Consider the following 24,923-nt stretch of genomic DNA (forward strand, 5'->3'; position numbering starts at 1 on the left):
TTTTATAATTGTTGACGCCAGGCCTTTGACGTTACGGATGACGCTCAGTTGATCGCTGTGCAGATCGGTTAGCCCAAGAGGGGCAGTCTGCAGGAGACTCGCAATGAAGACTGATGCGAATGTGGTGCGTCTGAGCAAGGCGGCCCCTGAGCAATCGCCCACTTCACCGGTAGGAAGACTGCCTGTGGCGCTGACAAATGTACGTGACAAAGCGGCGCAACAGCTGAAAGCGGCGTTGCAGGCGCTGTTTGATAATGCCGACGATACATTGTTCGAGATGGCCGACCGTGCCACCAGCAATGCCGAGCAGAATGCCTTCTTTGAGGCGATGCGCGACCTGCGCTTGAAGCGCAAAAATATCGAACGAGGCTTTCTGCAGAAGGTCTTTGAAGCCTTCGCCACCCTTAACCAATACGAAATCGGCAAGCCCGCACCCTTGGATGCGGTGACCTTTGACACCCTGTCGTTGGTGCAAAACGATGCGCTGGAAGAGTCGGTGGCGCTGGACTCGATGGTGGCCAAGGTCATCAGTCGTGACGCAACGGCGCTGAGCCATCTGACTACACGCTTCAACGCCATGGTCAGCAAGAAGCTGGATGACAAGAGCAACCCGGTTGGCCCGACCAGTCTCTGCGAGTTGTTTCTGGATGCCTGCAGCAGCCTGGGCGTGGAGATCAAGGTCAAGCTGATCATCCTCAAACTGTTTGAGAAGTATGTGCTTAGTGATCTCGATCAGTTGTATGCCGACGCTAACCAGGCATTGATTGCTGCGGGTGTGCTGCCTGAGCTGAAGTCCGCACCGGCGCGGCGTAACCCGTCGCGCGCCAATGCTCAAGCGGGCGGTGCCGGTTCGGATGCGGCGGCTGAGTTGTCGCCTGAGTTTGCTGATGAGAGTGTGCAGGAAGTCTTCGGGGCGCTGCAGGAGCTGCTTTCGCAGGTGCGCGATACGGCAGTGCCGACGCGTAAGCGGCCAGCGGATGCCATGCCGATTTCCCGCAGTGACCTGATGCGCCTGCTCTCGCACATGCAGCAGCGTACGCCGGTACAGGTCAGTGACGACTTTGATCTGCGTGAGCAGCTTGAAGGCCTGCTCACCCGTGCCAGTGCCAAAGCCGGCAAGGCGCGAGTGGTCGGTGAGGTTGATGAAGATGTCATCAACCTGGTGTCGATGCTGTTCGAGTTCATTCTTGATGACCGTACGTTGCCGGACTCGCTCAAGGCGTTGATCGGCCGCTTGCAGATCCCGATGCTGAAAGTAGCGGTGATCGACAAAACCTTCTTCAGCCGTGGCAGTCATCCGGCCCGGCGCTTGCTCAATGAAATTGCCTCGGCTGCTCTGGGGTGGGGCGAGCAGGATGATGCGCAGCGCGACAGCCTGTATCAGAAGATTGAGCAGGTGGTGCAGCGCTTGCTCAATGACTTTGTTGACGACCCGCTGATTTTCTCCGAGCTGTTGGCTGAGTTTCTGGCTTTTACCGGTGCCGAGCGTCGGCGTAGCGAGCTGCTGGAGCAGCGTACCCGCGATGCCGAAGAGGGCAGCGCCAAGGCCGCGTTGGCGCGGCGTGAGGTGGAGCAGGCGTTGAATGCGCGTTTGCTCGGTAAGACCCTGCCAGAGGTGGTGGTGCGCTTGCTGCAGGAGGCCTGGAGCAAGGTGCTGATGCTCATGTGCTTGAAGCACGGCGTTGAGTCAGCCCAGTGGCAGGCCGCCTTGGCCACTATGGATGACTTGGTCTGGAGCGTTGAGCACCACGAAGAGCCGCAAGCGCGCATGCGCCTGCTGGAGATGGTGCCGGGGTTGCTCAAGGCGCTGCGAGAAGGCATGGCCAGCGCGGCGTTTGATCCGTTCGCCACCGGTGAGTTTTTCAGCCAACTGGAGGCCTTGCATGTACAGGCCTTCCAGCGCTTCAAGCGCAGCCTGGTGGAGGAAGGCGCGCAGGCCGATGTGCCTGCTCTTGCTGAAATTGATGACCAGCAACGCGCGGCGCTGGCTGAGGTCGGGATTGACCTGCCATTGCTGGAACTGCCGCCTGCAGAGGCCGTTGCAGAGCCGGCGATGGTCGAGGTAGTTGAGGAGATCATCCTGCTGGCGCCAGGCGAGCTGCGCGTCGCAGAGCCAGAAACCAGCTTGCCTGACGATGATGAGTCGCTGCTGCTGGTTGATAATCTGCGGGTCGGCAGTTGGCTCGAGTTTCAGGAAGATGAAGAGCATAAGCTGCGTTGCAAACTGGCAGCGGTGATCAAGCCAACCGGCAAATACATCTTCGTCAACCGCACCGGCATGAAGGTGCTGGAGAAAACGCGCATGGGCCTGGCTGTAGAGTTCCGCCGCAAGGCCATTCGCTTGCTGGATGACGCGCTGCTGTTTGATCGGGCGCTGGAGTCGGTGATTGGCAACCTGCGTAAACTCAAGGGCACCTGATTAGGCGCTGACGGGTAACAATAACGCCGCTTGGGCCCTGCCTTGGCGGCGTTTTTGCGTCTGCACGGTTATTGGCCTCGGCGGTGTGGTCTTGGCCTGCGGGCGACGCTGCACTAGAGTGGCCGTTCGATCAAGGAGCTTGTATGCAGCTGGACCCTTCCAGTGGCTGGTGCGACGGCATTCAGCACTGCCCGTCCCCGAACTTCAATCAGCGGCCGCTGGGTGAGGTTTCGTTGTTGGTGATTCATAACATCAGCTTGCCGCCCGGACAGTTCGGCACGGGCAAGGTCCAGGCGTTTTTTCAGAATCGCCTGGACCCTGACGAACACCCTTATTTCGCCAGCATCGCCAGCCTACAGGTGTCCGCGCATTTCTTTATCGAGCGTGATGGTGTCGTCAGCCAATTCGTCTCCTGCAATGAGCGCGCCTGGCATGCAGGGCAATCACGCTTTGCCGAGCGGGAAAACTGCAATGATTTTTCCTTAGGGATTGAGCTTGAAGGCACCGATGATCTGCCGTTCACTGCGCAGCAGTATGTGGCGCTGGTCGAGTTGGTTCAGCAGCTGCAGGCGGCCTACCCAGCCATCACTCTGGAACGCATTTGTGGGCATAGTGATATCGCCCCCGGGCGCAAGACCGATCCCGGCCCGGCATTCGACTGGCAGGCTGTGCGCCTGGCATTGCAGCAAGACAAGGAGCTGAAATGAATTTTCTGGTGCTACTGCTGGTGCTTTGGGTCGAAAAATTCTCGGCCTGGCGTAAGCGTATTCAACACGACGGCCCTTGGTTGCAGTTATTGACGGCGCTGGAGGGCAAGCCGAAGTGGGCTGAACGGCCCTGGTTGGCCTTGGCGTTGCTCGTGCTACTGCCGCTGTTGCTGATGGGGCTGATGCTGTTGTTGTTAGAGCCTGTGGCATACGGCTGGCTGGCGTTGCCGGTGCATTTGCTGGTGGTGATTTACAGCCTGGGGCGCGGTGATCTGCTGGCGGCACTCGGGCCGTTTCGTGACAGCTGGCGCCGTGGTGATGCCGAGGCGGCGTATCTGGTGGCTCGGCGCGACCTGGCGTTGGAGGCGGACGATGAGAGTGCGCTGTTGCAAAGCGTGCAGGGGCATTTGGTGTGGCAGGCCTACCAGAGCTTTTTTGCGGTGATCTTCTGGTATGCGCTGCTGGGGCCTGTGGCGGCGCTGGGTTATCGGTTGGTCGCCTTGAGCAGCGAGCATGCCACTGTCCCGGCGTTGCGTGAGGCCGCCGTACAGCTGCGTCATGGCTGCGACTGGCTGCCAGTGCGTGTGCTGGCCGCGAGCTTTGCGTTAGTCGGTAACTTTGCCGGGGTCAGCCGGGCGCTGCTGCATGAGCTGCTCAGCTGGGATATCAGCGCCGCGCAGCTGGTCATCAACACCGCGCGGGCGGCTGGCGAGACGCCCGCGCCGGTGATTGGTGAAGCCGGTGTCAGCAGCCTGGACGGGCTATGGCAGTTGTTGGTGCGTGCGGCGGTGTTTTGGTATGCGGGGTTTGCCGTGTGGATCCTGCTTATATAAGGCCCTCTTATGTATTGAGCCGTGCGGGAGGGTTGTGCGATGCCTGCGGCGTCCAGTTTGCGTGGCAATTGCCGGGCACTAGGGCCGCTAACCCACCCTACGAAAGCCGGCGGTCACGGGTATTTAATACCCAGACTTGAGGTCGTCGTTCCACAGCCATGCCGCGCCGCGCACGCCGCTGGAGTCGCCGTGGCGGGCTTGTAGCAGGCGCGTATTGACCTGATCGGAGAACACGTAGCGTGGTAGCAGCGGGATGACCTCGGAGTAGAGCGCGCTGCTGTTGGACAGCCCGCCACCCAGGACAATGACGTGTGGGTCAATCAGGTTGATCACCGCCGCAAGGCCGCGCGCCAGTTGCTCGCAATAACGCCCAAGCGCCTGCTGCGCGGCCGGCTCGCCGGCTTGAGCCGCGCGCGCGAGGGCGCTCGCATCCAGGCCGAGGTTGCTGCGCGCAGCCCAGCCCGGCCCGCTTAAAAAGGTTTCGATGCAGTCATCCTTACCGCAATAACAGCGCCGGCTCGGGCCGTCCTCATTACGCCGCCAGGGCAGGGGGTTATGCCCCCATTCACCGGCGATGCCATTCGGCCCGCTGAGCAGTTGCTGATGCACAACCAGCCCGCCACCGACTCCGGTGCCGAGAATTACCCCAAAAACGCTAGCGGCTCCCGCCCCGGCGCCATCGCAGGCTTCTGAGAGGGCAAAGCAGTCGGCATCATTGGCCAGGCGCACCGGGCGGTTTAAACGCTGCTCAAGATCGCCCTGCAAATCCTCGCCAATTAAACATTGGGAGTTGGCATTCTTGATCCGCCCGTGGTCGGGGGAGCGTGTACCGGGAATGCCGACCCCGACGCTGCCGCGCCTTCCCAACTCGTGCTCGCACTCCTCAACTAAGCGGGCGATCAGCTCGACGGTTTGCAGGTAGTCGCCTTGTGGCGTTGGAGCGCGGCGGCGTAAGAGCTGGCGGCCGTCATACAGGGCAATGATTTCGACTTTGCTGCCACCCAAATCAATGCCCAGCTTCAGCGGTGTGTGCATCATTAACCTTAAGTTACAGAGGTTGAAGTCGATAAGAGGTATACATGGCGCCATGCTCGGCGGCAATTTTGTGACATTGGTCTCGCCAATCGGGCGGTATCTGGCCGGTTGATCCAAGCGCCGCAGGTCGAGCATTAAGGGACATCTAGGCGGCCATTAGCCATGCTGAGCAGCCTGTTTGGGACCTGACACAACAACAATAATTAGAACAGGAGACGTCTTGTGAAGACCGCGCTGTATCCGGCCATCGCGCTAATGAATCGCCTCAGCTTCGGCATGAAGTTCAGCTTGATCAGTGTGCTGTTCTTTCTGCCCATGCTGGTCACCAACTTCTACCTGGTGCGTGACTCCTATCGTCAATTCGTCAGCACTCAAGCCGCGCTCGAAAGTATTGACCTGCTTGGCGAAAGCCTGACGCTGCGGCGCAACCTTGAAGATTATGTCGACCTCATCGAGATCAACTCGGTGATCGGCCAGTCTGGGCAGGCGGGTGATCTGGAGGCGCGCCAGAGCAAGCTCCACGAAACTATCGCCAGTGCCATACAAGGCATGGTCGCGGTGGTGCGTGATGCGGAGCAGGTCGAGGAGTTTAATAGCGCGCGTGATGGCTTGATTGCCGCATTGGCGGCGGTGCAGCGCGAGACGTCCTTGCAGGGCAAGAGTGTCCTGGCGGAAAAGCTGCTGGGTTCCTCCCAAGTGTTTATCAAATTGGTCGCCAGCCAGGCAGGCTTGAGCCAAGACCGTCAAGCCGCTGTGCGGCAGATGGTCGAGCTGATTTCGGCGGATACGCTCAAAGTAACTGCGGCGCTCAGCGAAGGCCGCGCTATGGGGGCTTACTCGCTGGGGCAGGGCTTCCTCAACTCGTCAGCCAGTACGGCGTTCGACGACCTGCTACTGGAGCTGGAAAAGCTGCATGCCGAGTACGGTCTAAATCTTCAGGCCTCGCTCAATACTAGCCCTGAAGCGCGTGCCGCGTTGTCGAGCCAGAGCGAGAGCAGCCTGGGCACGCTGAAGAGCATGGCGGTGCTGTTTGAGGACAAGGTGGTTATCGCCGACAGCCTGGATATGCCCTGGGCGCAGTTCTACAACGATGTCAGCGCCGCCATGGAGCAAACCTACCAGCTCAATAGCGCCGTGTTGGTGTTTCTCGATCGGCAGTTGCAGCTGCGCTTGGAAGAGAACCGCGTACAGATGGTGTTGTTGGTGGTCGCTCTGCTGGTGGTGTTCCTGCTGATCGTTTACCTCTACAGCGGCTTTTATGTGTCGATTCGCGCCACCCTGAAGAGCCTCGGTCAGGTGATGAACCAGGTGGCGGCGGGCGATATGACCGTCAGCTTCAAGGCGCAAAGCAAGGATGAGCTGGGTGAGCTGGGCCAGGTGTTCAATGAAACGGTGAGCAAGATTCACCAGTTGATCGAGCGTGTGGGGCAGACGGTGGTCGAGGTTGAGCGTCAGGCCGAGCGTGTGCAGCAAATCTCCGGGGAAAGTAACCAGGCTGTCGCTGGGCAGCGTGGGCAGATCGACCAGGTGGCCACGGCCATGAACCAGATGTCGGCAACCGCCCAAGAGGTCGCCAGCAGTGCGGCGGCGGCGGTGGGCAGCGCACAGAGTGTGAATGATGAAACGGTCAGTGGCCGCGCCCTGGTCGAATCGCAAGTTGGCAGCATTCAGCGTCTGGCTGGGGAAATTGATCAGTCGGTAGCAGTGATCAACAAGTTGGCCAGCGATAGCGCGTCGATCAGCCAGGTGCTGGATGTGATCAAGGGCATCGCCGAGCAGACCAACTTGCTCGCGCTCAACGCGGCCATTGAAGCCGCGCGTGCTGGTGAGCAGGGCCGCGGTTTTGCCGTGGTGGCCGATGAGGTGCGCAACCTGGCCAAGCGCACTCAGCAGTCCACCGAAGAAATCGAGGCGATGATTAGCAAGCTGCAAAGTGGCGTCGGTGCGGCGGTCAAGTCGATGAGCTCCAGCCACAAGATGGCTGACAGCACGGTCAATGAGTCGGGCAAGGTGCAGCAGGCGCTGGAGAATATCCTTGGGGCCGTGGGCATGATTGTCGACCAGAACCAGCAGATCGCCACTGCTGCCGAAGAGCAGACGGCTGTGGCGCAGGATATCGACCAGAACATTGTCGAAATCAGCCAGGCCGGTGAGCGCACTGCCGAAGGCGCTAGCCAGACCGAGCAGGCCAGTCGCGAGCTGTCTGGGTTGGTCGCGCGCTTGAAGCAGTTGATTAGCGCGTTCCGCGTTTAAGCGTTCTGCCGTAACGCCAAGGCCCAGCATTTGCTGGGCCTTGTCGTTTTCGTCTCTCGGGCCGCAGCTTTAGGGCGTTACGCCATTCTCCCAGCCAAACAGCTCGGCTGCGTTGCGGCTGCTGGCGCTGGCCAGTTGTTCAGCACTGATACCGCGCAGTTCGGCCAGTGCAGTGCAGATGTCTGGTAGATGTTCCGGGCTGTTGCGCTGGTTGGGGTACATGGCTGGGGCCATGTCCGGCGAGTCGGTTTCCAGCACGATGGCCTCCAGCGGCAGCTGTGCCAGCACTTTGCGCAGACGTAGTGCTTGTGGCCAGGTTGGCGCGCCACCGAGGCCGAGTTTGAAGCCGAGCTTGAGGTATTCGCGGGCTTCCTCGTAGCTGCCCGCAAAGGCGTGGATGATGCCGCCCCGTGAGGGCTTAAGGCGTTTCAGCGTGGCAATGGTTGCGGCATGGGCGCGGCGCACGTGGAGCAGGGCGGGTAGCTCGAACTCAATGGCCAGGGTGAGCTGGGCTTCAAACAGCTGTTGCTGACGCTCGCGATCGAGTTGTTCAAGAAAATAATCCAGGCCGAACTCACCCACCGCGCACAGCTTGGGATGCCCGGCACAGCGTGCTAGCCAGTCGCGCAGAGCATCCACATGCGCGGGTTGGTGTTCGTCCAGGTACACCGGGTGCAGGCCGAAGGCGGCGTAAACGTCATCTTCAGCCAGCGCCAGATCCCACAGGCGCTGCCAGTTGGACTGATGCACGCCAAGCACCACCAGGCGCTCGACGCCGAGGTCGCGACAGCGGCGCAACAGCGCGCCGCGATCGGCATCGAAGTCGGGGAAATCCAGATGAGTGTGGGTGTCGATCAGGCGCATGGGCAGAGCATCGACGATTTGTCGTTATTGCGCCAGTTGGCGCCTTACCTCTTGTTGCTACGGCAAGAGGTAAGGCGGACTTCGGCTTAGTGGTGTTCGCGGGTGGCGCGGAATTTCACGTCTGGCCAGCGCTCTTCCATCAGCGCCAGGTTGACCCGCGTTGGCGCCAGGTAGGTGAGGTGGCCGCCGCCATCGAGGGCGAGGTTTTCTACCGCTTTGTTGCAGAATTCCTCTAGCTTCTTCTTGTCGCTGCACTCGATCCAGCGCGCCGACCAGACGGTGATCGGCTCGTAGCCGCACTCGACTTTGTATTCTTCCTTTAGGCGGCTGGCGACCACGTCGAACTGCAGCACACCGACCGCGCCGAGGATGATGTCGTTGCTGCGCTCGGGGAAGAACACCTGGGTCGCGCCTTCCTCGGCCAGTTGCTGCAGGCCCTGACGCAGCTGCTTGGATTTCAGCGGGTCTTTCAGGCGCACGCGGCGGAACAGCTCCGGAGCGAAGTGTGGGATGCCGGTAAAGCCCAGCGCTTCACCTTCGGTGAAGGTGTCGCCGATCTGGATGGTGCCGTGGTTGTGCAGGCCGATAATGTCGCCGGCGTAGGCTTCCACGAGCATTTCCCGCTCGCTGGAGAAGAAGGTCAGGGCGTCGCCAATGCGCAGGTCTTTGCCGGTGCGCACATGGCGCATCTTCATGCCCTGGCTGTATTTGCCCGAGCAGATACGCATAAAGGCAATACGGTCGCGGTGCTTGGGGTCCATGTTCGCCTGGATTTTGAACACGAAGCCGCTGAATTTTTCTTCCACTGGCTCCACGGTGCGCTCATTGGCGACACGGGCCAGCGGGCGTGGTGCCCAGTCGACCACGGCGTCGAGCACGTGATCGACACCAAAGTTACCCAGCGCGGTGCCGAAGAACACCGGGGTCAGTTGGCCGTTCATAAATTCGTCTTGATCGAACTCATGGCAAGCGGCCTGCACCAGCTCCAGCTGTTCGATAAAGCGCTCGTACTCATCGCCCAGGTGGGCGCGGGCCTCGTCGGAGTCGAGCTTCTCGATGATCTTGGTTTCGGTGCGCTCATGGCCGTGGCCGGCGGTGTAGACGATGATGTAGTCGTCGGCCAGGTGGTAAACACCCTTGAAGTCGCGGTAGCAGCCAATCGGCCAGGTAATCGGCGCGGCTTTGATTTTCAGTACGGCTTCGATCTCGTCGAGCAGCTCGATCGGGTCGCGAATGTCGCGGTCGAGCTTGTTGACGAAGCTGACAATCGGCGTGTCGCGCAGGCGGCACACGTCCATCAGGGCAATGGTGCGTGGCTCAACGCCTTTACCGCCGTCGAGCACCATCAGTGCGCTGTCCACCGCGGTCAGGGTGCGGTAGGTGTCTTCCGAGAAGTCTTCGTGACCGGGGGTGTCGAGCAGGTTGATCATGTGATCGCGGTAGGGGAACTGCATCACCGAGGTGGTGATGGAGATGCCGCGCTGCTTTTCCATTTCCATCCAGTCCGAGGTGGCGTGGCGGTCGGACTTGCGCGACTTCACCGTGCCTGCGACAGAAATCGCCTTGCCCATCAGCAAGAGCTTTTCGGTAATGGTGGTTTTACCGGCGTCGGGGTGAGAAATGATCGCGAACGTGCGGCGTTTGGCGACTTCGGCGGCCTGGATGGTCATTGTGCGGGAACCCGTCGACTGAATAGTCGGTTTGTCAAAAAAGGCGGCGATTATAACGGTAAACGCCCGCGAGCGCGGCGGCCTGTAGTCAACGGATAAAACCGCCAGGCTTTCGCGCTTTGTGCAGCATTCCATGACGTTTTGTTTTGAATATAAAACGATCAATCAATAAGGCGGCAATGCAGGTCAAAAGCGCGGCATTTTTGATTGATCTAAGCTTCCCATGGCCCTAAAGTTCGCGCCCGAACGTCCATGCTGGCAACGATCCATCCGGCTCAAGTACTGACGACGAGAGATCGATCCCGATACTCGGCGACATGCCTTGGGAAGTAGGCGAACCAAAGTGGGGAAACTGATCAGACGTTCCGGGCCGTTCGCGGCCGCCCCCTGAAACTCAGTTGAACCTGTGCCCGGTTTAGCTGCCCGAATCATTGTGTTTCTGGTTTTGCCATTTGGAGTCGAGCATGTCGATCAAGGTCGAAGATTATTACGCCCCCGCCACCTTTCAGCGCATGAAGACGTTTGCTGATACTCAGGAAACCCCGTTTGTGGTGATCGATACCGCAATTATCAGCCAGGCCTATGACGACCTGCGCGCCGGTTTCGAGTTCGCCAGCATCTATTACGCCGTCAAGGCCAACCCAGCCGTCGAGATTATCGACCTGCTCAAGGACAAAGGCTCCAGCTTCGACATCGCCTCGATCTATGAGCTGGATAAGGTCTTGAGCCGTGGTGTAACGCCAGACCGCATTAGCTATGGCAACACCATCAAGAAATCCAAGGACATCCGTTACTTCTACGAGAAGGGCGTGCGGCTGTTCTCCACCGACTCGGAAGCCGACCTGCGCAACATTGCCAAGGCCGCACCGGGCTCGAAAATCTATGTGCGTATCCTCACTGAAGGCTCGACTACCGCGGACTGGCCGCTGTCGCGCAAGTTCGGCTGCCAGACCGACATGGCCATGGATCTGCTGATTCTCGCCCGCGACCTGGGCCTGGTGCCTTATGGCATCTCGTTCCACGTTGGCTCGCAGCAGCGTGATATTTCCGTGTGGGACGCGGCGATCGCTAAGGTCAAAGTGATCTTCGAGCGTCTGAAAGAAGAAGACGGCATTACCCTCAAGCTGATCAACATGGGTGGCGGCTTCCCGGCCAACTACATCACCCGTACCAACAGCCTGGAAACCTATGCCGAGGAAATCATCCGCTTCCTTAAAGAAGACTTCGGTGACGACCTGCCGGAAATCATCCTGGAGCCGGGCCGCTCGCTGATTGCCAACGCCGGCATCCTGGTCAGTGAAGTGGTGCTGGTGGCGCGTAAGTCGCGCACCGCAGTGGAGCGTTGGGTGTATGTCGATGTGGGCCTGTTCAGCGGTCTGATTGAAACCATGGGCGAGGCGATCAAGTTCCCGATCTACACCGAGAAGAAGGGTGAGATGGAAGAGGTGGTGATCGCCGGCCCGACCTGCGACAGCGCCGACATCATGTACGAGAACTACAAGTACGGCCTGCCGCTCAATCTGGCAATTGGCGACCGTGTCTACTGGCTCTCCACCGGTGCTTACACCACCAGCTACAGCGCCGTGGAGTTCAATGGCTTCCCGCCGTTGAAGGCCTTCTACTTGTAAGGCGCTATTGCGCTGCTAAAACCCCGCTTCGGCGGGGTTTTTGGTTTCTGCCCGCGGGATTTTCGCTGTGGCCAAGCTCGCGGAGCAGGCGCTCTCAACGCCCCGCGCAGGCGTGTGCTGGGGCGCTCAACATGGCCTTTTGTATAAATATATTTCATTGCCTCCCTGCGGTTCACGTCGGCTGTGATCGCCTATGAGGTGGGCGTGTGCGCCGTTTGCTTGTGGCGTGACTTTGCACGGAAAAAGCGGTTGTTGGGAGTCAACTTCAGGGATCAAGTTTGCTGCTGGCACGCTTATCGCGTTAGGGTAAAAAGGTCATTCAGCTTGAGAGGAGATAGATTTGTCCCTGAAAATCGCTATTCTTGGGGCCGGTCCTAGCGGGCTCGCTCAACTTCGATCTTTTGTTTCCGCCCAGCTTGCCGAGCATGAAGAAATGCCTGAAATCGTCTGCTTCGAGAAGCAGAATGACCTCGGCGGCATGTGGAATTACACCTGGCGTACTGGCCTGGATAAACACGGTGAGCCGGTGCATGGCAGCATGTACCGCTACCTCTGGTCCAACGGCCCGAAAGAGTGCCTTGAGTTCGCCGACTACTCCTTCGATGAGCACTTCGGTCGCGCGATTCCCTCCTATCCGCCGCGTGAAGTGCTGAAGAATTACATCATGGGGCGTATCGAGCGCAAAGATGTGCGTCAGTACATCCGCTTTGAAACGGCCGTGCGCTGGGTCAACTTCGACGAACAAACGCAGAAATTCAGCGTGACGGTAATGGATCACCGCGAAGATCAACTGCGCACCGAAGAGTTTGATTTCGTGGTGGTCGCCACTGGTCACTTCTCCACGCCAAATGTGCCGTACTTTCCAGGCATCGAGCGCTTCCCCGGGCGAGTTCTGCATGCCCATGATTTCCGCGATGCGCTGGAGTTCAAGGACAAAGACCTGCTGCTGGTCGGTAGCAGTTACTCGGCCGAAGACATCGGTACGCAGTGCCACAAGTACGGCGCGAAGTCGGTGACCTTCAGCTACCGCTCAAGCCCTCTGGGTTACGACTGGCCCGCGGGTATGACCGAAGTGCCGCTGCTGGAGCGTCTGGAAGACAACGTGGCGCATTTCAGTGATGGCAGCAGCAAGGCGGTGGATGCGATCATTTTGTGTACCGGTTACCAGCACAGCTTCCCCTTCCTGCCGGATGACCTGCGCCTGCAGACGCACAACCGTCTGTACCCGCAGAGCCTGTACAAGGGCCTGTTCTGGGAGAGCAATCCGCGCTTGATCTACCTCGGTATGCAGGATCAGTACTTCACCTTCAACATGTTCGATGCTCAGGCCTGGTATGCCCGCGATGTCATGCTCGGGCGCATTCCCTTGCCGGATGCCGCAACGATGCAGGCGGATATGCACGATTGGCTGAGCCGCGAAGAAGCGCTGGAAAATGCCAGTGCGGAAATCGATTTCCAGGCGGCTTATGTGCGCGACCTGTTGCAGCCGACCGACTACCCCGAGTTTGCCGTTGAGGCTCAAGGCGAGCTGTTCAAGCGCTGGAAGCAGGACAAGAAGCTCGACATCATGGGCTATCGCAACCAGTGCTATACCTCGACCGTCACGGGCACCGCAGCCCCTGAATTGCCAGCCCCTTGGCTGGAGATTCTCGATGATTCGCTGGAGCACTTCCTCAGCCATGACTATGCCGATGGTGTGGCAGAGCCTGAGGAACAGGTCAGCGTCTGAGTCCTGGCGCGCCATCGTGCGCCATGCATGAGGGGAAGACGTTGGCCGGGTCGTCGACATGACGAGCCCAACCAGCGTGCGCTGATTGCCCACACCGCCGCAGGTGCAAAGCCGCGGCGGTGTGGGCGCGCAGATCAGAAGCGGTAGTTGGCGCTCAGCTCCAGGCTGCGTGGCGCGCCGGGGGTGATCAGGTCCACCGAACCGTGGGCCGAGGCGTAATACTCCTTGTCGAACACGTTACGCAGGCGCAGGGCTGCGTCCCACTGTGGCTGGTTGTACAGCAACGCCGCATCGTAGGTGGTGTAGCTGGGCATAACGGTGGCGTTGTCCAGAGCGGTATAACGCTCGTCGACATAGTTGGCGCCCATGCCGACACGCCACTGCTGATTCAGTGAGCGTACCAGCCACAGGTTGGCGCTATTGCGTGGGGTCAGGGTGGGCGTTTGGCCCTGGTTAGCCACGCCATTGGTGAAGCTGGTGGACTTGGTGATTTCGGCGTCCAGATAGGCGTAGCCGCCATACACCTGCCACTTGTCGCTGAGCTGGCCGCTTAGGGTCGCTTCGAAACCATCGGTGCGCTGCTCGCCGGCGAGGATCGTCTGGCCTGGGTTGGCTGGATCGCTGGTCTTCATGTCGGTGCGCTCAAGGCGGAACACCGAGGCGGTGAGCGACAGGCGCTGATCGAGCAGGTCCCATTTGCCACCCAGCTCATAGTTGGTGGTCTGCTCTGGCTCCAGGTCTTTGATCGAGTTATTCAGCGGGAAGGTTTCGCCTGACGGCTGGTAGGAGCGACTCACCGAGACGTAATAGGACTGAATTTGGTCCGGCTGGTAGACCAGGCCGACCCGTGGGCTCCAGGTGCGGTCGGTGCGCGAGATATCTTGGCCGCTCAGGTCGTCAGCGAAGGCCTGGTCGAACACGTCGTAACGCACGCCGAGCAGGGCCTTCCACTGCGGCGCCAGCTCGACCAGATCCTGCACGTAGAAGCCGGCGGTGTCCTGGGTGTTAAGCCCTTTGGAGGTCATTTGCGCGGCCTGGAACGGCACGTCGACCAAGCCATCGCGGAACACCGGCACCCGTGCCACGTCGCTCTGGCTGAAAACTGTCTGGTGCTTGTTCTGCCGACCCAGTTCTACCCCATAGAGCAGGCTGTGCTGCATACCGGCAATCTGCGCCTGCTGCTTCAGTTCGGTCTGGTTGAACCAGCCATCTTCCTTGCGCTGCACGTTGCCGCGGCGCAGTTTGACTAGCAGCTCGCCGTTGGCCGCAGTGACGAAGCGCTTGGCATCGGTGTGCGCCAGGGTGTTATTGCGATCCAGGTCGTAGTGGTAGTAACGGCTGGTGTTGGACAGGCTGAAGTCGTCGTTGATCTGGTACTCGAGGCCGGCGCTGAAGGAGAACACCTCGCTGCGGGTGTAGTCTTGGTCCGGGTCGGCGGAGCCGAAGCGGGTCTCACGGTCGACATCCACCGGGCGGCCGTTTAGCGCCGGAATGCCGAAGTCGATCAGGCGCTTGTCGTACAGGTAGCTGGCGCCCAGGTTGAGCTCCAGGTCATCGGACAGTTTGAAGTAACTCGACGCGGCCAGGGCCTTGCGCTCAAGGAAGGCGTCGTCGCGAAAGCCGTCGCTGTCTTCCACTGCGCCGGTCACGCGCAGGGCTTTGTCACCGTGCTCCTGGTCGGCCCAGCCGGCATCGAACTGGGTGCGCTTCTTGCCTTCGCTGTCGACCGAAACGCCAACTTCCTGCACCGGGGCGAAGGTTGGGCGCTTGCTCACGCTGTTGATCAGGCCGCCCGAAGAGCCTCGGCCGTAGAGCACCGCGGCTGGGCCCTTGATCACTTCCACTCGCTCGATATTCGACAGGTCGCGGTAGTACAGCGCGTCGTCACGGATGCCGTCGATGTACTGGTCGCCGATGGCGCTGAAGCCGCGGATGGTGACCTGGTCGCGCTGGCCGTCGCCGTTGGACAGGCCCACGCCAGGCACGTTCTTCAACACGTCTTCCATCGACTGTGCGCCCTGATCCTTGATTACGCTCTGCGGGATGACATTGACCGTCTGCGGAATGTCGCGCAGCGGTGCGTCGATCTTCATCGCGCTGGTGCTGCGACTGGGTTTGTAGCCGTTTTGCTGTTGCTGCCCGGTAACGGTGGCGGCTGGAATCTCCAGGGCGCTGTTCGAGTCGGCGAGTGCTGCTGGCGCGGCGAAAGCGCCCAGCAGGGCTAGGTAGAGTGGGTTTAAGCGTGAGGCGGTCACCGAGCAACTCCAAACAATAGAATGTTATTAATGATAAGCATTGCTATTGGTTAATGTAAATTGATTGTAAAGTTTGCTTGTTAGCACGCCGCTGAAATGGGCTCGTGTTCACGCCATCTTCGCCATTCGCATCTTCTGCTATGCGTTCCCGGCAGCAGTGTTTGCTGGGGCTAAATTAAATCTCCTGGCAGGCGGCACTGTCATAGTGCGCTTCAGCTATTTAGAATCATTTGCATTTGATTGGCTGGGCCGTTTGAGACGGCCGGCGAGGAGGGCGTAAATATGATGCTGAGCATTGCCGATGTACTAACGCCTGAGCAGGTGGCGCAATGCCGTCAGGCCTTCGAGCAGGCCAGCTGGCAGGATGGACGGGGTACGGCAGGTCATCAGGCCGCCAAAGCCAAGGCTAATCAGCAGCTGGCTCAGGATGATCCGCTGGCAGTGCAGGTCGGTGACTTCATCGTGCAGCGCTTGGGCAGTCATCCGCAGTTTGTCTCCGCCGCTCTGCCGCTCAAGGTATTGCCGCCGCGTTTCAACCGCTACAGCGGTGGTGGCCGCTATGGCAACCATATTGATAACTCGATTTTCAGTGTGCCGGGTACGCCACAAAGGGTGCGCAGCGACCTGTCGGCCACGTTGTTTTTCAGCGAGCCAGATGAGTACGACGGCGGCGAGTTGGTGATCGAAGACAACTACGGCAGTCACCGGGTGAAGTTACCGGCGGGGCATCTGGTGCTGTATCCCGGCAGCAGTTTGCACCGGGTTGAGCCGGTGACTCGTGGTGTGCGCTATGCGGCGTTTTTCTGGATTCAGAGCCTGGTGCGTGAAGACAACCAGCGCAGCATGTTGCTGGAGCTGGATAAGGCGATCCAGGCGTTGACTCAGCAGGTGCCGGACAGCGCCGAGTTGGCGCGGTTGACCGGCGTTTATCACAACCTGCTGCGCCATTGGGCCAACACTTGAGCACCTTGCCCCTGGCGAAACTGACGCAGATCCCGCCGAGTATTGCTGCCGTGGCGGACTACGAGCCCTTGGCGCGTCAGCGTATGAGTGCCCAGGCCTGGGCTTATATGGCTGGCGGCGCGGCCGATGAGCTGACCTTGGCCGACAACCAGGCCGCGTTTCGGCACATTCGTTTGCGTACGCGTGTGCTGGCCGACCTGAGTGGCGGCAACACTCACTTGAGCCTATTCGGCCAAGCGTTTGCCCACCCGATTTTCCTCGCGCCGGTGGCGTATCAACAGCTCGCCCATGCCGATGGCGAACTGGCCACGGTGCTGGCGGCTTCGGCCGTGCAGGCTGGTATGGTGCTTAGCACCCAGGCCAGCGTGAGCCTGGAAGCGGTCGCCGAACAGGCGCACAATCCGCTGTGGTTTCAGCTGTATATCCAGCCGGATCGGGCCTTCACCCAGGCGCTGGTCAAGCGCGCCGAAGCTGCCGGTTATCAGGCGCTGGTGCTAACCGTGGATGCGCCGGTAAACGGGATGCGCAATCGCGAGCAGCGGGTGGGCTTCTGTTTGCCGGAGGGTATCGAGGCGGTCAACCTGCGCGGGATGCAGTCACTGCGTGAGAGTGCCGAGCCCAGCGGTGGCTTGTTGCTCGGCGGTGCGTTATTAGCGGCCGCGCCCGGTTGGGCGGATGTGCAGTGGCTGCGCTCGCTGACGCGCCTGCCGATTCTGCTCAAGGGCGTGATGACGGCGGAGGATGCGCAGCGTGCGCTGGCCGAAGGGGTCGACGGCATCATCGTCTCCAACCACGGCGGCCGTACCCTGGATGGTCAGCCTGCAACCATCGAGGTGTTGGCGGAGATTGCCGCTGCAGTACAGGGGCGCGTACCGCTGTTGCTGGATGGCGGTATACGCCGTGGCACCGATGTGTTCAAGGCGCTGGCCCTGGGTGCCGACGCCGTGCTGGTAGGCAGGCCTTATGTCTATGGATTGGCCACGGCCGGAGCCAGTGGGGTGGCGCATGTGGTGCAACTGCTGCGTGCCGAACTGGAGGTTGCCATGGCGCTAACCGGGTGTCGCGATCTGGCCAGTATTGGTGGGGAGTGTGTGCGGGTCAGTGCGCATTAAATGGAGCTAATTACGAATAAAAGTGTAAATACCTATTGATTGATAATGATTATCAAATAGAATCACGCCTCGTTTTGATCTGGGGGTGGTTCTCATGGGTATGCATAAACAAGCTGGCAACTTGCCGCAGCGTCGTCTTCTGGCTTCGGCCATCGGTCTGGCCGTCGCCTCTTGGGCGGGTGCTGGTATGGCTGCTGAGCAGGCACCGCAGCAAGCCAAGACGCCGGTTGAGCTGGGCAGCGTAACGGTCAAGGGCCAGCAGGCCGAAGATTACAAAACCGATGCCTCGTCCTCCGCCAAGTACGCCGTTCCTTTGCTTGATACCCCGCAGACCATCACCGTGGTGCCGCAGGCGCTGCTCAGAGAGCAGCAGGCGCTGAGCATGAAGCAGGTGCTGGCTAACGTTTCCGGCATCACCTTCAACGCCGGTGAGGGCGGTGGCGGCTCGGGTGACAGCATCAACATCCGTGGCTTCAGTGCCAACGCCAATATGCAGATCGACGGCCTGCGCGACAGCTCGCAGAACAACCGTACCGACACCTTCAATATCGAAGCGGTCGAGGTCATCAAAGGCCCCAACTCGGTTTTTGGCGGCTCGGGCGCCACTGGCGGCAGCATCAATCAGGTCAGCAAGCAGCCACGCCAGCGCGATTTCACTGAGATCGGCGCGAGCTTAGGCACCGATAACTACCACCGCCTGACGCTGGACACTAACCAGACTCTGGATGAAGTCGGCACCGGCAGCGCATTTCGTCTCAACCTGATGGCCCATGAGAATGATGTACCGAGCCGCGAGCAGATCGATCGTGAGCGCTGGGGCATTGCGCCTTCGCTGTTGTTGGGGTTGAGTGACTCGACGCGCCTGACCTTGAGCTACTTGCATCAAAACGATAACAACATGCCTGACTACGGCGTGCCGGCCTTCGATGGCAAGCGTGTCGCCGGGGTTGAGCGTGATGCTTATTTCGGCTGGAAAAACTTGGATAAGGAAGAGATCCAGACCGATGCCTTCACGGTCAAATTCGAGCACGATTTCAGCGACAGTCTGCGCTTGCAGAACCTCAGCCGTTACAGCCGTGTTGAGCGAGATACGGTGATTTCCGCCGCCCACGTTAACCTTACTGGCGTTTCCGCCGGCCGTTATGTTCCCGCTGGCCCGCAGGCGTATGGCCGTGATGTGACCAGCGAGATGTGGATCAACCAGACCAACCTGACCGCGTATTTCGATACCTTGGGCCTGAGCCATACCCTGGTGACGGGCGTCGAGGTGTCGCGTGAGGATTACTACCGCAATACCTACAATCACGCGCTCAACTTTACCGGCAAGGATTACGACCTAGGCAACCCGCCGGGTTATTACGCTGGGGCGACCAGCAAGACCCGCACGGCCGAAACCTCGACCGAGCTTGAGAACCAGGCCGTCTATGCATTCGACACCATTGCTCTGAATCAGCAGTGGGACTTAAGCCTGGGTTTGCGTTATGACTGGATTAAGGGTGATTCGAAGAACACCGCGCTGCCCGCTGGTACGACAACGCGCCTGAGCTCGCGTGACAAGGAGCTCAGTGGGCGTGCTGGAGTGGTCTATAAGCCAGCTGAAAATGGCCGCATCTACCTGGCATACGGCACCTCCTTTAACCCGGCTGCAGAAGCTTTGGCGTCTTCCGGCTCGTTGAACGCCGCCGCCGCCGAGTTGGCCCCCGAAGAGAACAAAAGCTGGGAGTTGGGCACCAAGTGGGAGCTGCTGGACAACCGCTTGCAGTTGGATGCAGCGCTGTTTCGCGTAGAGAAGACCAATGCCCGTGAAACCATGGCCGATGGCTCAACCGAACTGGCCGGTGAGCAGCGCGTGCAAGGGGTTGAGCTGGGTGTAAGCGGGCGTATTAGCGAGCAGTGGAACGTCTACGCCAACTACACCTTCCTTGACAGTGAAACCCTCAAGGCGGCGGATACTGCCGCCGGTATCGCCAAAGAAGGCCAGGCATTGGGTAATACCCCGCCGCGCTCATTCAATCTGTGGAGCACCTATGAGCTGCCTGCAGGCTGGCGCGTCGGCTACGGTGCGCGTTACGCCAGTGAGCGCAACGTGACCTCCAGCGATAACGCCAAGCTGGATGCCTACTGGGTGCATAACGCGATGGTCGGCTACAAGGTTAATCAGGAGCTCGACCTGCAGCTGAACATGAATAACCTGTTCGACAAGGACTATGTGCAGAGCGTGCGGCAGAACGTTGGTCTTAATACTCGTTCTTCAGCCATCGAATATGGCGATGCACGTTCGGCCGTGCTGTCGGCCACTTACCGCTTCTAGTTACCTCGCCTTGCTGGTTTAACGAGAAACCCTGCTCCGCTGTGTGCGGGGTTTTTTCGTTCAACAGCTGCGTGAGGTAAAGAGTGAGTAAAGGTCGGCGTGCTTTAAGTATATGAAACGAATTCTCAAATAGAATTCATTCCTTTTCGGTGGATTGCCGTTTTGTGGGCAATAACTGCCTGTGTTCAATCTTTGCGTTCGAGTGTCCCTTGTTGAAGAAAATCCTGTTCCAGCTGCATTGGTTGTTCGGCATCACTGCCGGTCTGGTGTTAGCCCTGATGGGGGTGACAGGAGCGGCCTACTCGTTTCAGGACGAACTGCTGCGTGCACTCAACCCCGAGTTTTTTCAGGGCGAGCTGCGTGACAGCCCTGTTCTGACAGCTGTGCAGCTGGTGCCAGCGCTTGCGGTGGCAGGGCAGCAGCCGGTGGTCGGTGTTTGGCTGGGTGGGCAGGATGAGCGCGTCGGGCGGGTGTTGTTTGCGCCAGAGCCAGGCGAGCGCCGCGGCCCTTCGCGTTACTTCGATGCCACTAGCGCTGAGCTGTTGGGTGAGCCGCGTGGGCAGGGCTTCTTCGATTTGATGCTGAAACTGCACCGGTTTCTCGCCATGGGCGAGTACGGCAAGCAGATCACGGCGGCCTGTACCTTGATCTTGTTGTTCTTCTGTCTATCGGGGCTGTACCTGCGTTGGCCGCGTCAGGCCAGCAGCTGGCGCGCGTGGCTAACTCTGGACTGGGCGCGTAAAGGCCGTAGCTTTAATTGGGATCTGCACGCGGTGGCCGGTACCTGGTGCCTGGCGTTCTATCTGCTTGCCGCGTTGACGGGGTTGTATTGGTCCTACGACTGGTATCGCGAAGGGGCGACGGCGTTGCTCAGCGAGAAAACGGCTGAGCAGTCGCGTGGCGGTAAGCGCGGTCCACCGCCGGCCGGGGCGCTACCGGCGGTCAATCTGCCTGCTGTGTGGGCGGCATTCCAGCGTGAGGCCGGCGCTCAGCTGAGCAGCTACAACCTACGCCTGCCGACGGCGGCCGGACAAGCGGTGACGCTGTTCTACCTGGATGATGAGGCCGCCCATGAGCGTGCGTTCAATCAGCTGACACTCGATCCGCTGAGTGGTGAGCTGGGCCTGCATAAACGCTATGCCCAGCAGGCCTTTGGCGAGCAGCTGCTGAGCAGCGTGTATGCCTTGCATGTGGGCAGTTACTTTGGCCTGACTGGACGCATTTTGCTGTTCCTTGCCAGCCTGGCGATGCCGTTGTTCGCCATCACCGGTTGGTTGCTCTACCTCGACCGGCGGCGCAAGAAGCTCGCGATGCTGCAGGCGCGCGGCGGCGTGCAGTCGAACGCGGCAACTGCGGGCAGCTGGCTGATTGGCTTTGCCAGCCAGAGTGGCTTTGCCGAGCAACTGGCCTGGAAAACTGCTGGGCAATTGCAGGCTGCCGGGCTGGCGGTCAACGTGCAGCCTTTGGCCAAACTCACCGAGCCAATGTTGCGTCAGGCGCAGCAGGCGCTGTTTGTCGTCAGCACCTTTGGTGAGGGCGAGGCTCCGGACAGTGCGCGCGGCTTCGAGCGCAAGCTGCTCGGCCAGGTGCTGGGCCTTGGGCATTTGCGTTACGCCATGCTCGCCCTGGGTGATCGCCAGTACCAGCACTTCTGCGGCTTCGCCCGGCGCGTGCAGGGCTGGTTGACTGAGCAAGGTGCGCAAAGCCTGTTTGACGCCGTACAGGTGGACGCCGGCGATGCCACGGCGCTGGCCAGCTGGCAGCGCCAGCTCGGCGAGCTGACCGGCGCCAAGCCGGTGCATGATCGCGAACCAGCCTATGGCCTGTGGACATTGAGCCGCCGCGAGCTGCTCAATCCGGGCAGCCAGGGTGCGCCGACGTATTGGCTCGGGCTGCGGGCGGAGCGGCCTGCTGGGTGGGTCGCTGGCGATATTCTCGAGGTGTTGCCCCGTCACACCGATGCGCGGGTGCAGGCTTGGCTGCAGGCGCACGGGCTGGAGGGTAATCAGCCCGTTCAGTTGGACGGCTTGTCGCAATCGCTAAAGCAGGCTTTGGCGGGCAAGCAGTTACCTGAGCAGTCCACCCGCTTGGTTGGCCTGCATGCGCAAGCCGTGTTGGATGCACTGCTGCCGCTGGCCGCGCGTGAGTACTCGATCGCCTCGTTGCCCAGTGACGGTGAGCTGGAGCTGATCGTACGCCAAGAACGACATGCCGACGGTTCGCTGGGGCTCGGCTCCGGCTGGTTGACTGAGGGTGTGGCGCAGCACGGCCAGTTGCTGGCGCGGGTGCGGCGTAACAGTGGTTTTCATGTGCCGGACGATGATCGCCCGCTGATTCTGATCGGCAATGGCAGCGGCTTGGCCGGCCTGCGCAGCCTGCTCAAGGCGCGCATCGTCGCCGGCTATACGGATAACTGGCTGCTGTTCGGCGAGCGCAATGCGGCGCATGACTTCTATTGCCAAAGCGAGCTGCAAGGCTGGCTGGCCAGCGGCGATCTGGCGCGCCTGGATGCGGTGTTTTCCCGCGATCAGGCCAGCAAGGTTTATGTGCAAGACCGCCTGCGTGAATCTGCCGAGCAGCTGCACGAGTGGTTGGCGCGGGGGGCGGCGATCTATGTGTGCGGCAGCCTGGCGGGCATGGCTGGCGGCGTGGAGGCGGTGCTGCACGACTTATTGGGTGAGGCAGGGCTCGCTGCGCTGCGCGAAACGGGGCGTTATCGCCGCGACGTGTATTGAGCGCGCGACACTGCGTCGTTCGCAGGCTTCCCGCCACGGCATTGCAGCACTAAGCTTGTGCTTATGAAAACGATCCTGCTGAACTGCGATATGGGTGAAAGCTTCGGCGTCTGGTGCATGGGTGATGATGCCCATGCCATGCCGCTGGTTGACCAAGCCAACCTGGCCTGTGGCTTCCACGCCTCCGACCCCTTGACCATGCAGCGTACCGTCGTCCTGGCGGTGCAGCATGGTGTGAGCATCGGCGCGCACCCGGCTTACCCGGACTTACAAGGTTTCGGCCGCCGGCACATGGCCTGCTCGCCTGAGGAGGTGACGGCGCTGGTGCTGTATCAGCTCGGTGCGCTGGATGCCTTCTGCCGTGCGGCGGGCACTCAGGTCGCCTACGTCAAACCCCATGGCGCGCTGTACAACGACCTGGTGCGTGACGATGCCCTGTTCAGTGCGGTACTCGAAGCGTGCGCCAGTTACCGAAAAGGTTTGCCGCTGATGGTGCTGGCGCTGGCGGATAACAGTCGTGAGTTGCTCCTGGCCGATGAAGCCGATGTGCCGCTGATGTTCGAAGCCTTTGCCGACCGCGCCTACCTGGCCGATGGGCAGCTGGCACCACGCCGTTTGAGCGGTGCGGTGCACCATGAGCCGCAGCGGATTTTGCAGCAGGCGCTGGCGATTGCCCAAGGTGAACCGTTTGCCGATATTGACGGCAAGCCGTTGCAGTTGCGCGCCGACAGCCTCTGCGTGCATGGCGACAACGCCGACTCCCTGGCCGTTTTGCGGCGTTTGCGAGCCGCCCTGGACACCCTATGATTCGCTTTGAACCGGCCGGTGCCGAAGCCCTGCTGCTGGTGCTGGCCGACCAGCCCGATGCGCAGTTACCGCCGCGTATTGCCCTGCTGGCCGAGCGAGTGCGCAATGAACTGGGTGACGTGCTGACTGATCTGGTGCCGGGCTGGACCAGTCTGCTGCTGCACTATGACCTGCTGCGCACCGACCACCTGCAATTGGCTGAGCGGCTCAAACCCATGCTGGAGCGCTGGCTGGTAGAACCTTATGTGGCGCAATCCGGTCGGCTGCATGAACTGCCCATCTGGTATGGCGGCGAAGACCTTGGCGAAGTTGCCCGGCTGTGCCAACTGAGTATCACCCAGGTGATCGAGTTTCACGCGGCGGTTGACTACCGGGTCGGTGCGATTGGTTTTGCCCCGGGTTTTGCCTACCTCGCTGAGCTGGACGCACGCCTGGCCTTGCCGCGCCGCGCGACCCCGCGCACCGTTGTGCCGGCTGGCAGCCTGGCGATTGCCGAGCGGCAGACGGCAATCTACCCGCACAGCTCGCCTGGCGGCTGGCACCTGATTGGTAGTTGCCCCTGGCCGCTGTTCGATGTGACGCAAACCCCGCCGTGCCCGCTGGCGCTGGGTGATCGTGTACGTTTTCGCGCGATTGCCGAGCGCGATTTTGTCCATGAAGGCGGCCGGTTATGAGCGGCCTGCGGGTGCTCAAGCCTGGGCCGCAGAGCTTATTGCAGGATGGCGGCCGGCTGGGCTGGCAGCACCTCGGCGTATCGCCAGCCGGACCGCTCGATGGCCATGCTGCCGCCTGGGCCAATCACTTGTTGGGCAACCCCTGGGGCACGCCGCTGCTGGAAGTCGCCTTGGGCGATGTCGAGTTTCAGGCTGAGGTCGACACCTGGGTAGCGGTCTGTGGCGCGCAGATGCCACTGAGTGTGGATGATCAGCCGCAGGCACTATGGACGCGTTTGCCGCTGCATAAGGGCCAATCGCTGCGCCTGGGCTTTGCCCGCAGCGGTCAGCGCGCCTACTTGGCGGTGGCCGGCGGGTTTATTGCTGTGCCGGTGTTGGGTAGCGTCAGTGTGCAGTTGCGCGAAGGCATGGGGCGGGCGCTGCAGGCGGGGGATGTATTAGCCTGCCGGGCGGCCCGTTTCAGCCGTTCAGTCAGTGTGCCGTGGCCTTATGTGGCGGATTACAGTTGCACGCCGCTGCTGCGGGTGATCACCGGCGGTGATGCGGCGAGTTTCGAGGAGGATCAGTTGCAGGGCTTTTTTGCCCAGACCTGGCAGCTCAGCCCGCATTCCGACCGCATGGGCGCACGGCTAGTCGGCGAGGCTGTGCAGCCGCCTGAGCGCCAGTGGTCCTTGGGCGTTAGCCGTGGGGCGATCCAGGTGCCGCCGGATGGTCAGCCAATCATTCTCCAGGCCGATCACCAGACCATGGGTGGTTATCCATTGCTGGGCTGGCTGCATCCGCTCGACCAGGGTCGCCTGGCGCAGTGCCCGGCGCACCACGCCCTGCGCTTCACCCCGATTAGCATCGGCGATGCGCAGGCTGAGCTGCGCGAGTTCTACCGGTTCTTTCGCCGTTAATTGTCTTTTGTAGGGTGGCTTGAGCAGCG

At 60.7% G+C, this 24,923-nt stretch carries 17 protein-coding genes; 13 read left to right on the forward strand and 4 right to left on the reverse strand.

Annotation, left to right across the window (positions count from 1 at the left end; all coding sequences use genetic code 11):
• Positions 1–103: 103 nt before the first annotated feature.
• The 3 genes from Q0V31_RS09180 (at position 104) to ampE (ending at position 3,959) form a co-directional block, all read left to right on the forward strand.
• Positions 104–2,419, forward strand: coding sequence for a DUF1631 domain-containing protein (locus Q0V31_RS09180; RefSeq protein WP_298187132.1), 2,316 nt, complete (start codon positions 104–106; stop codon positions 2,417–2,419).
• Positions 2,420–2,562: 143 nt separating this feature from the next.
• A complete protein-coding gene (ampD, locus tag Q0V31_RS09185) occupies positions 2,563–3,126 on the forward strand; it encodes a 1,6-anhydro-N-acetylmuramyl-L-alanine amidase AmpD (protein WP_298187134.1) in 564 nt (187 codons plus the stop codon).
• Positions 3,123–3,959 carry a regulatory signaling modulator protein AmpE gene (ampE, locus tag Q0V31_RS09190; protein WP_298187186.1) on the forward strand — a complete coding sequence of 279 codons (837 nt, stop codon included), beginning with the start codon at positions 3,123–3,125 and terminating at the stop codon, positions 3,957–3,959. The genes ampD and ampE overlap by 4 nt, the downstream gene beginning before the upstream one ends.
• 123 nt (positions 3,960–4,082) lie before the next feature.
• On the opposite strand, the gene Q0V31_RS09195 is transcribed toward ampE, so the two are convergent.
• Complete coding sequence (locus Q0V31_RS09195; protein ID WP_298187189.1) at positions 4,083–4,994, reverse strand: ROK family protein; 912 nt, start codon at positions 4,992–4,994, stop codon at positions 4,083–4,085.
• A gap of 222 nt (positions 4,995–5,216) precedes the next feature.
• Here Q0V31_RS09195 and Q0V31_RS09200 point away from each other — a divergent pair, with 222 nt between their 5' ends.
• Complete coding sequence (locus Q0V31_RS09200; protein WP_298187192.1) at positions 5,217–7,247, forward strand: methyl-accepting chemotaxis protein; 2,031 nt, start codon at positions 5,217–5,219, stop codon at positions 7,245–7,247.
• Between the two features lie 69 nt (positions 7,248–7,316).
• Here Q0V31_RS09200 and Q0V31_RS09205 read toward each other — a convergent pair whose 3' ends face one another.
• The gene (locus Q0V31_RS09205; RefSeq protein WP_298187194.1) at positions 7,317–8,111 is read right to left on the reverse strand and encodes a TatD family hydrolase; all 795 of its coding nucleotides are present in this window, start codon (positions 8,109–8,111) and stop codon (positions 7,317–7,319) included.
• Between the two features lie 86 nt (positions 8,112–8,197).
• Positions 8,198–9,781 (reverse strand): peptide chain release factor 3, encoded by a 1,584-nt coding sequence (locus Q0V31_RS09210; protein WP_298187197.1) that lies wholly within the window; start codon positions 9,779–9,781, stop codon positions 8,198–8,200.
• A 464-nt stretch (positions 9,782–10,245) separates the two neighbouring features.
• Here Q0V31_RS09210 and Q0V31_RS09215 point away from each other — a divergent pair, with 464 nt between their 5' ends.
• Both Q0V31_RS09215 and Q0V31_RS09220 read left to right on the forward strand, forming a co-directional pair.
• Complete coding sequence (locus Q0V31_RS09215; protein WP_298187198.1) at positions 10,246–11,409, forward strand: type III PLP-dependent enzyme; 1,164 nt, start codon at positions 10,246–10,248, stop codon at positions 11,407–11,409.
• A 340-nt stretch (positions 11,410–11,749) separates the two neighbouring features.
• On the forward strand, positions 11,750–13,138 hold the full coding sequence (locus tag Q0V31_RS09220; protein WP_298187201.1) for an NAD(P)/FAD-dependent oxidoreductase: 1,389 nt from the start codon (positions 11,750–11,752) through the stop codon (positions 13,136–13,138).
• 134 nt (positions 13,139–13,272) lie between these two features.
• On the opposite strand, the gene Q0V31_RS09225 is transcribed toward Q0V31_RS09220, so the two are convergent.
• Complete coding sequence (locus Q0V31_RS09225) at positions 13,273–15,393, reverse strand: TonB-dependent siderophore receptor (protein WP_298187203.1); 2,121 nt, start codon at positions 15,391–15,393, stop codon at positions 13,273–13,275.
• Between the two features lie 282 nt (positions 15,394–15,675).
• Here Q0V31_RS09225 and Q0V31_RS09230 point away from each other — a divergent pair, with 282 nt between their 5' ends.
• The 7 genes from Q0V31_RS09230 (at position 15,676) to Q0V31_RS09260 (ending at position 24,894) form a co-directional block, all read left to right on the forward strand.
• Complete coding sequence (locus Q0V31_RS09230) at positions 15,676–16,356, forward strand: Fe2+-dependent dioxygenase (RefSeq protein WP_298187205.1); 681 nt, start codon at positions 15,676–15,678, stop codon at positions 16,354–16,356.
• A gap of 5 nt (positions 16,357–16,361) precedes the next feature.
• The gene (locus Q0V31_RS09235) at positions 16,362–17,468 is read left to right on the forward strand and encodes an alpha-hydroxy acid oxidase (protein WP_298190998.1); all 1,107 of its coding nucleotides are present in this window, start codon (positions 16,362–16,364) and stop codon (positions 17,466–17,468) included.
• A gap of 100 nt (positions 17,469–17,568) precedes the next feature.
• Entirely contained in the window at positions 17,569–19,779 is a 2,211-nt protein-coding gene (locus tag Q0V31_RS09240) for a TonB-dependent siderophore receptor (protein ID WP_298191000.1), read from the forward strand.
• Positions 19,780–19,991: 212 nt separating this feature from the next.
• Positions 19,992–22,514 (forward strand): sulfite reductase flavoprotein subunit alpha, encoded by a 2,523-nt coding sequence (locus Q0V31_RS09245; protein ID WP_298191002.1) that lies wholly within the window; start codon positions 19,992–19,994, stop codon positions 22,512–22,514.
• Positions 22,515–22,577: 63 nt separating this feature from the next.
• Entirely contained in the window at positions 22,578–23,321 is a 744-nt protein-coding gene (locus Q0V31_RS09250; protein ID WP_298187207.1) for a 5-oxoprolinase subunit PxpA, read from the forward strand.
• On the forward strand, positions 23,318–23,995 hold the full coding sequence (pxpB, locus tag Q0V31_RS09255) for a 5-oxoprolinase subunit PxpB (RefSeq protein ID WP_298187210.1): 678 nt from the start codon (positions 23,318–23,320) through the stop codon (positions 23,993–23,995). The genes Q0V31_RS09250 and pxpB overlap by 4 nt, the downstream gene beginning before the upstream one ends.
• Complete coding sequence (locus tag Q0V31_RS09260; protein WP_298187212.1) at positions 23,992–24,894, forward strand: biotin-dependent carboxyltransferase family protein; 903 nt, start codon at positions 23,992–23,994, stop codon at positions 24,892–24,894. Before pxpB ends, Q0V31_RS09260 begins: the two co-directional genes overlap by 4 nt.
• Positions 24,895–24,923: the final 29 nt, after the last annotated feature.

Origin of the sequence: uncultured Pseudomonas sp., from assembly GCF_943846705.1 — a bacterium.
In the GTDB taxonomy this organism is placed as follows: domain Bacteria; phylum Pseudomonadota; class Gammaproteobacteria; order Pseudomonadales; family Pseudomonadaceae; genus Aquipseudomonas.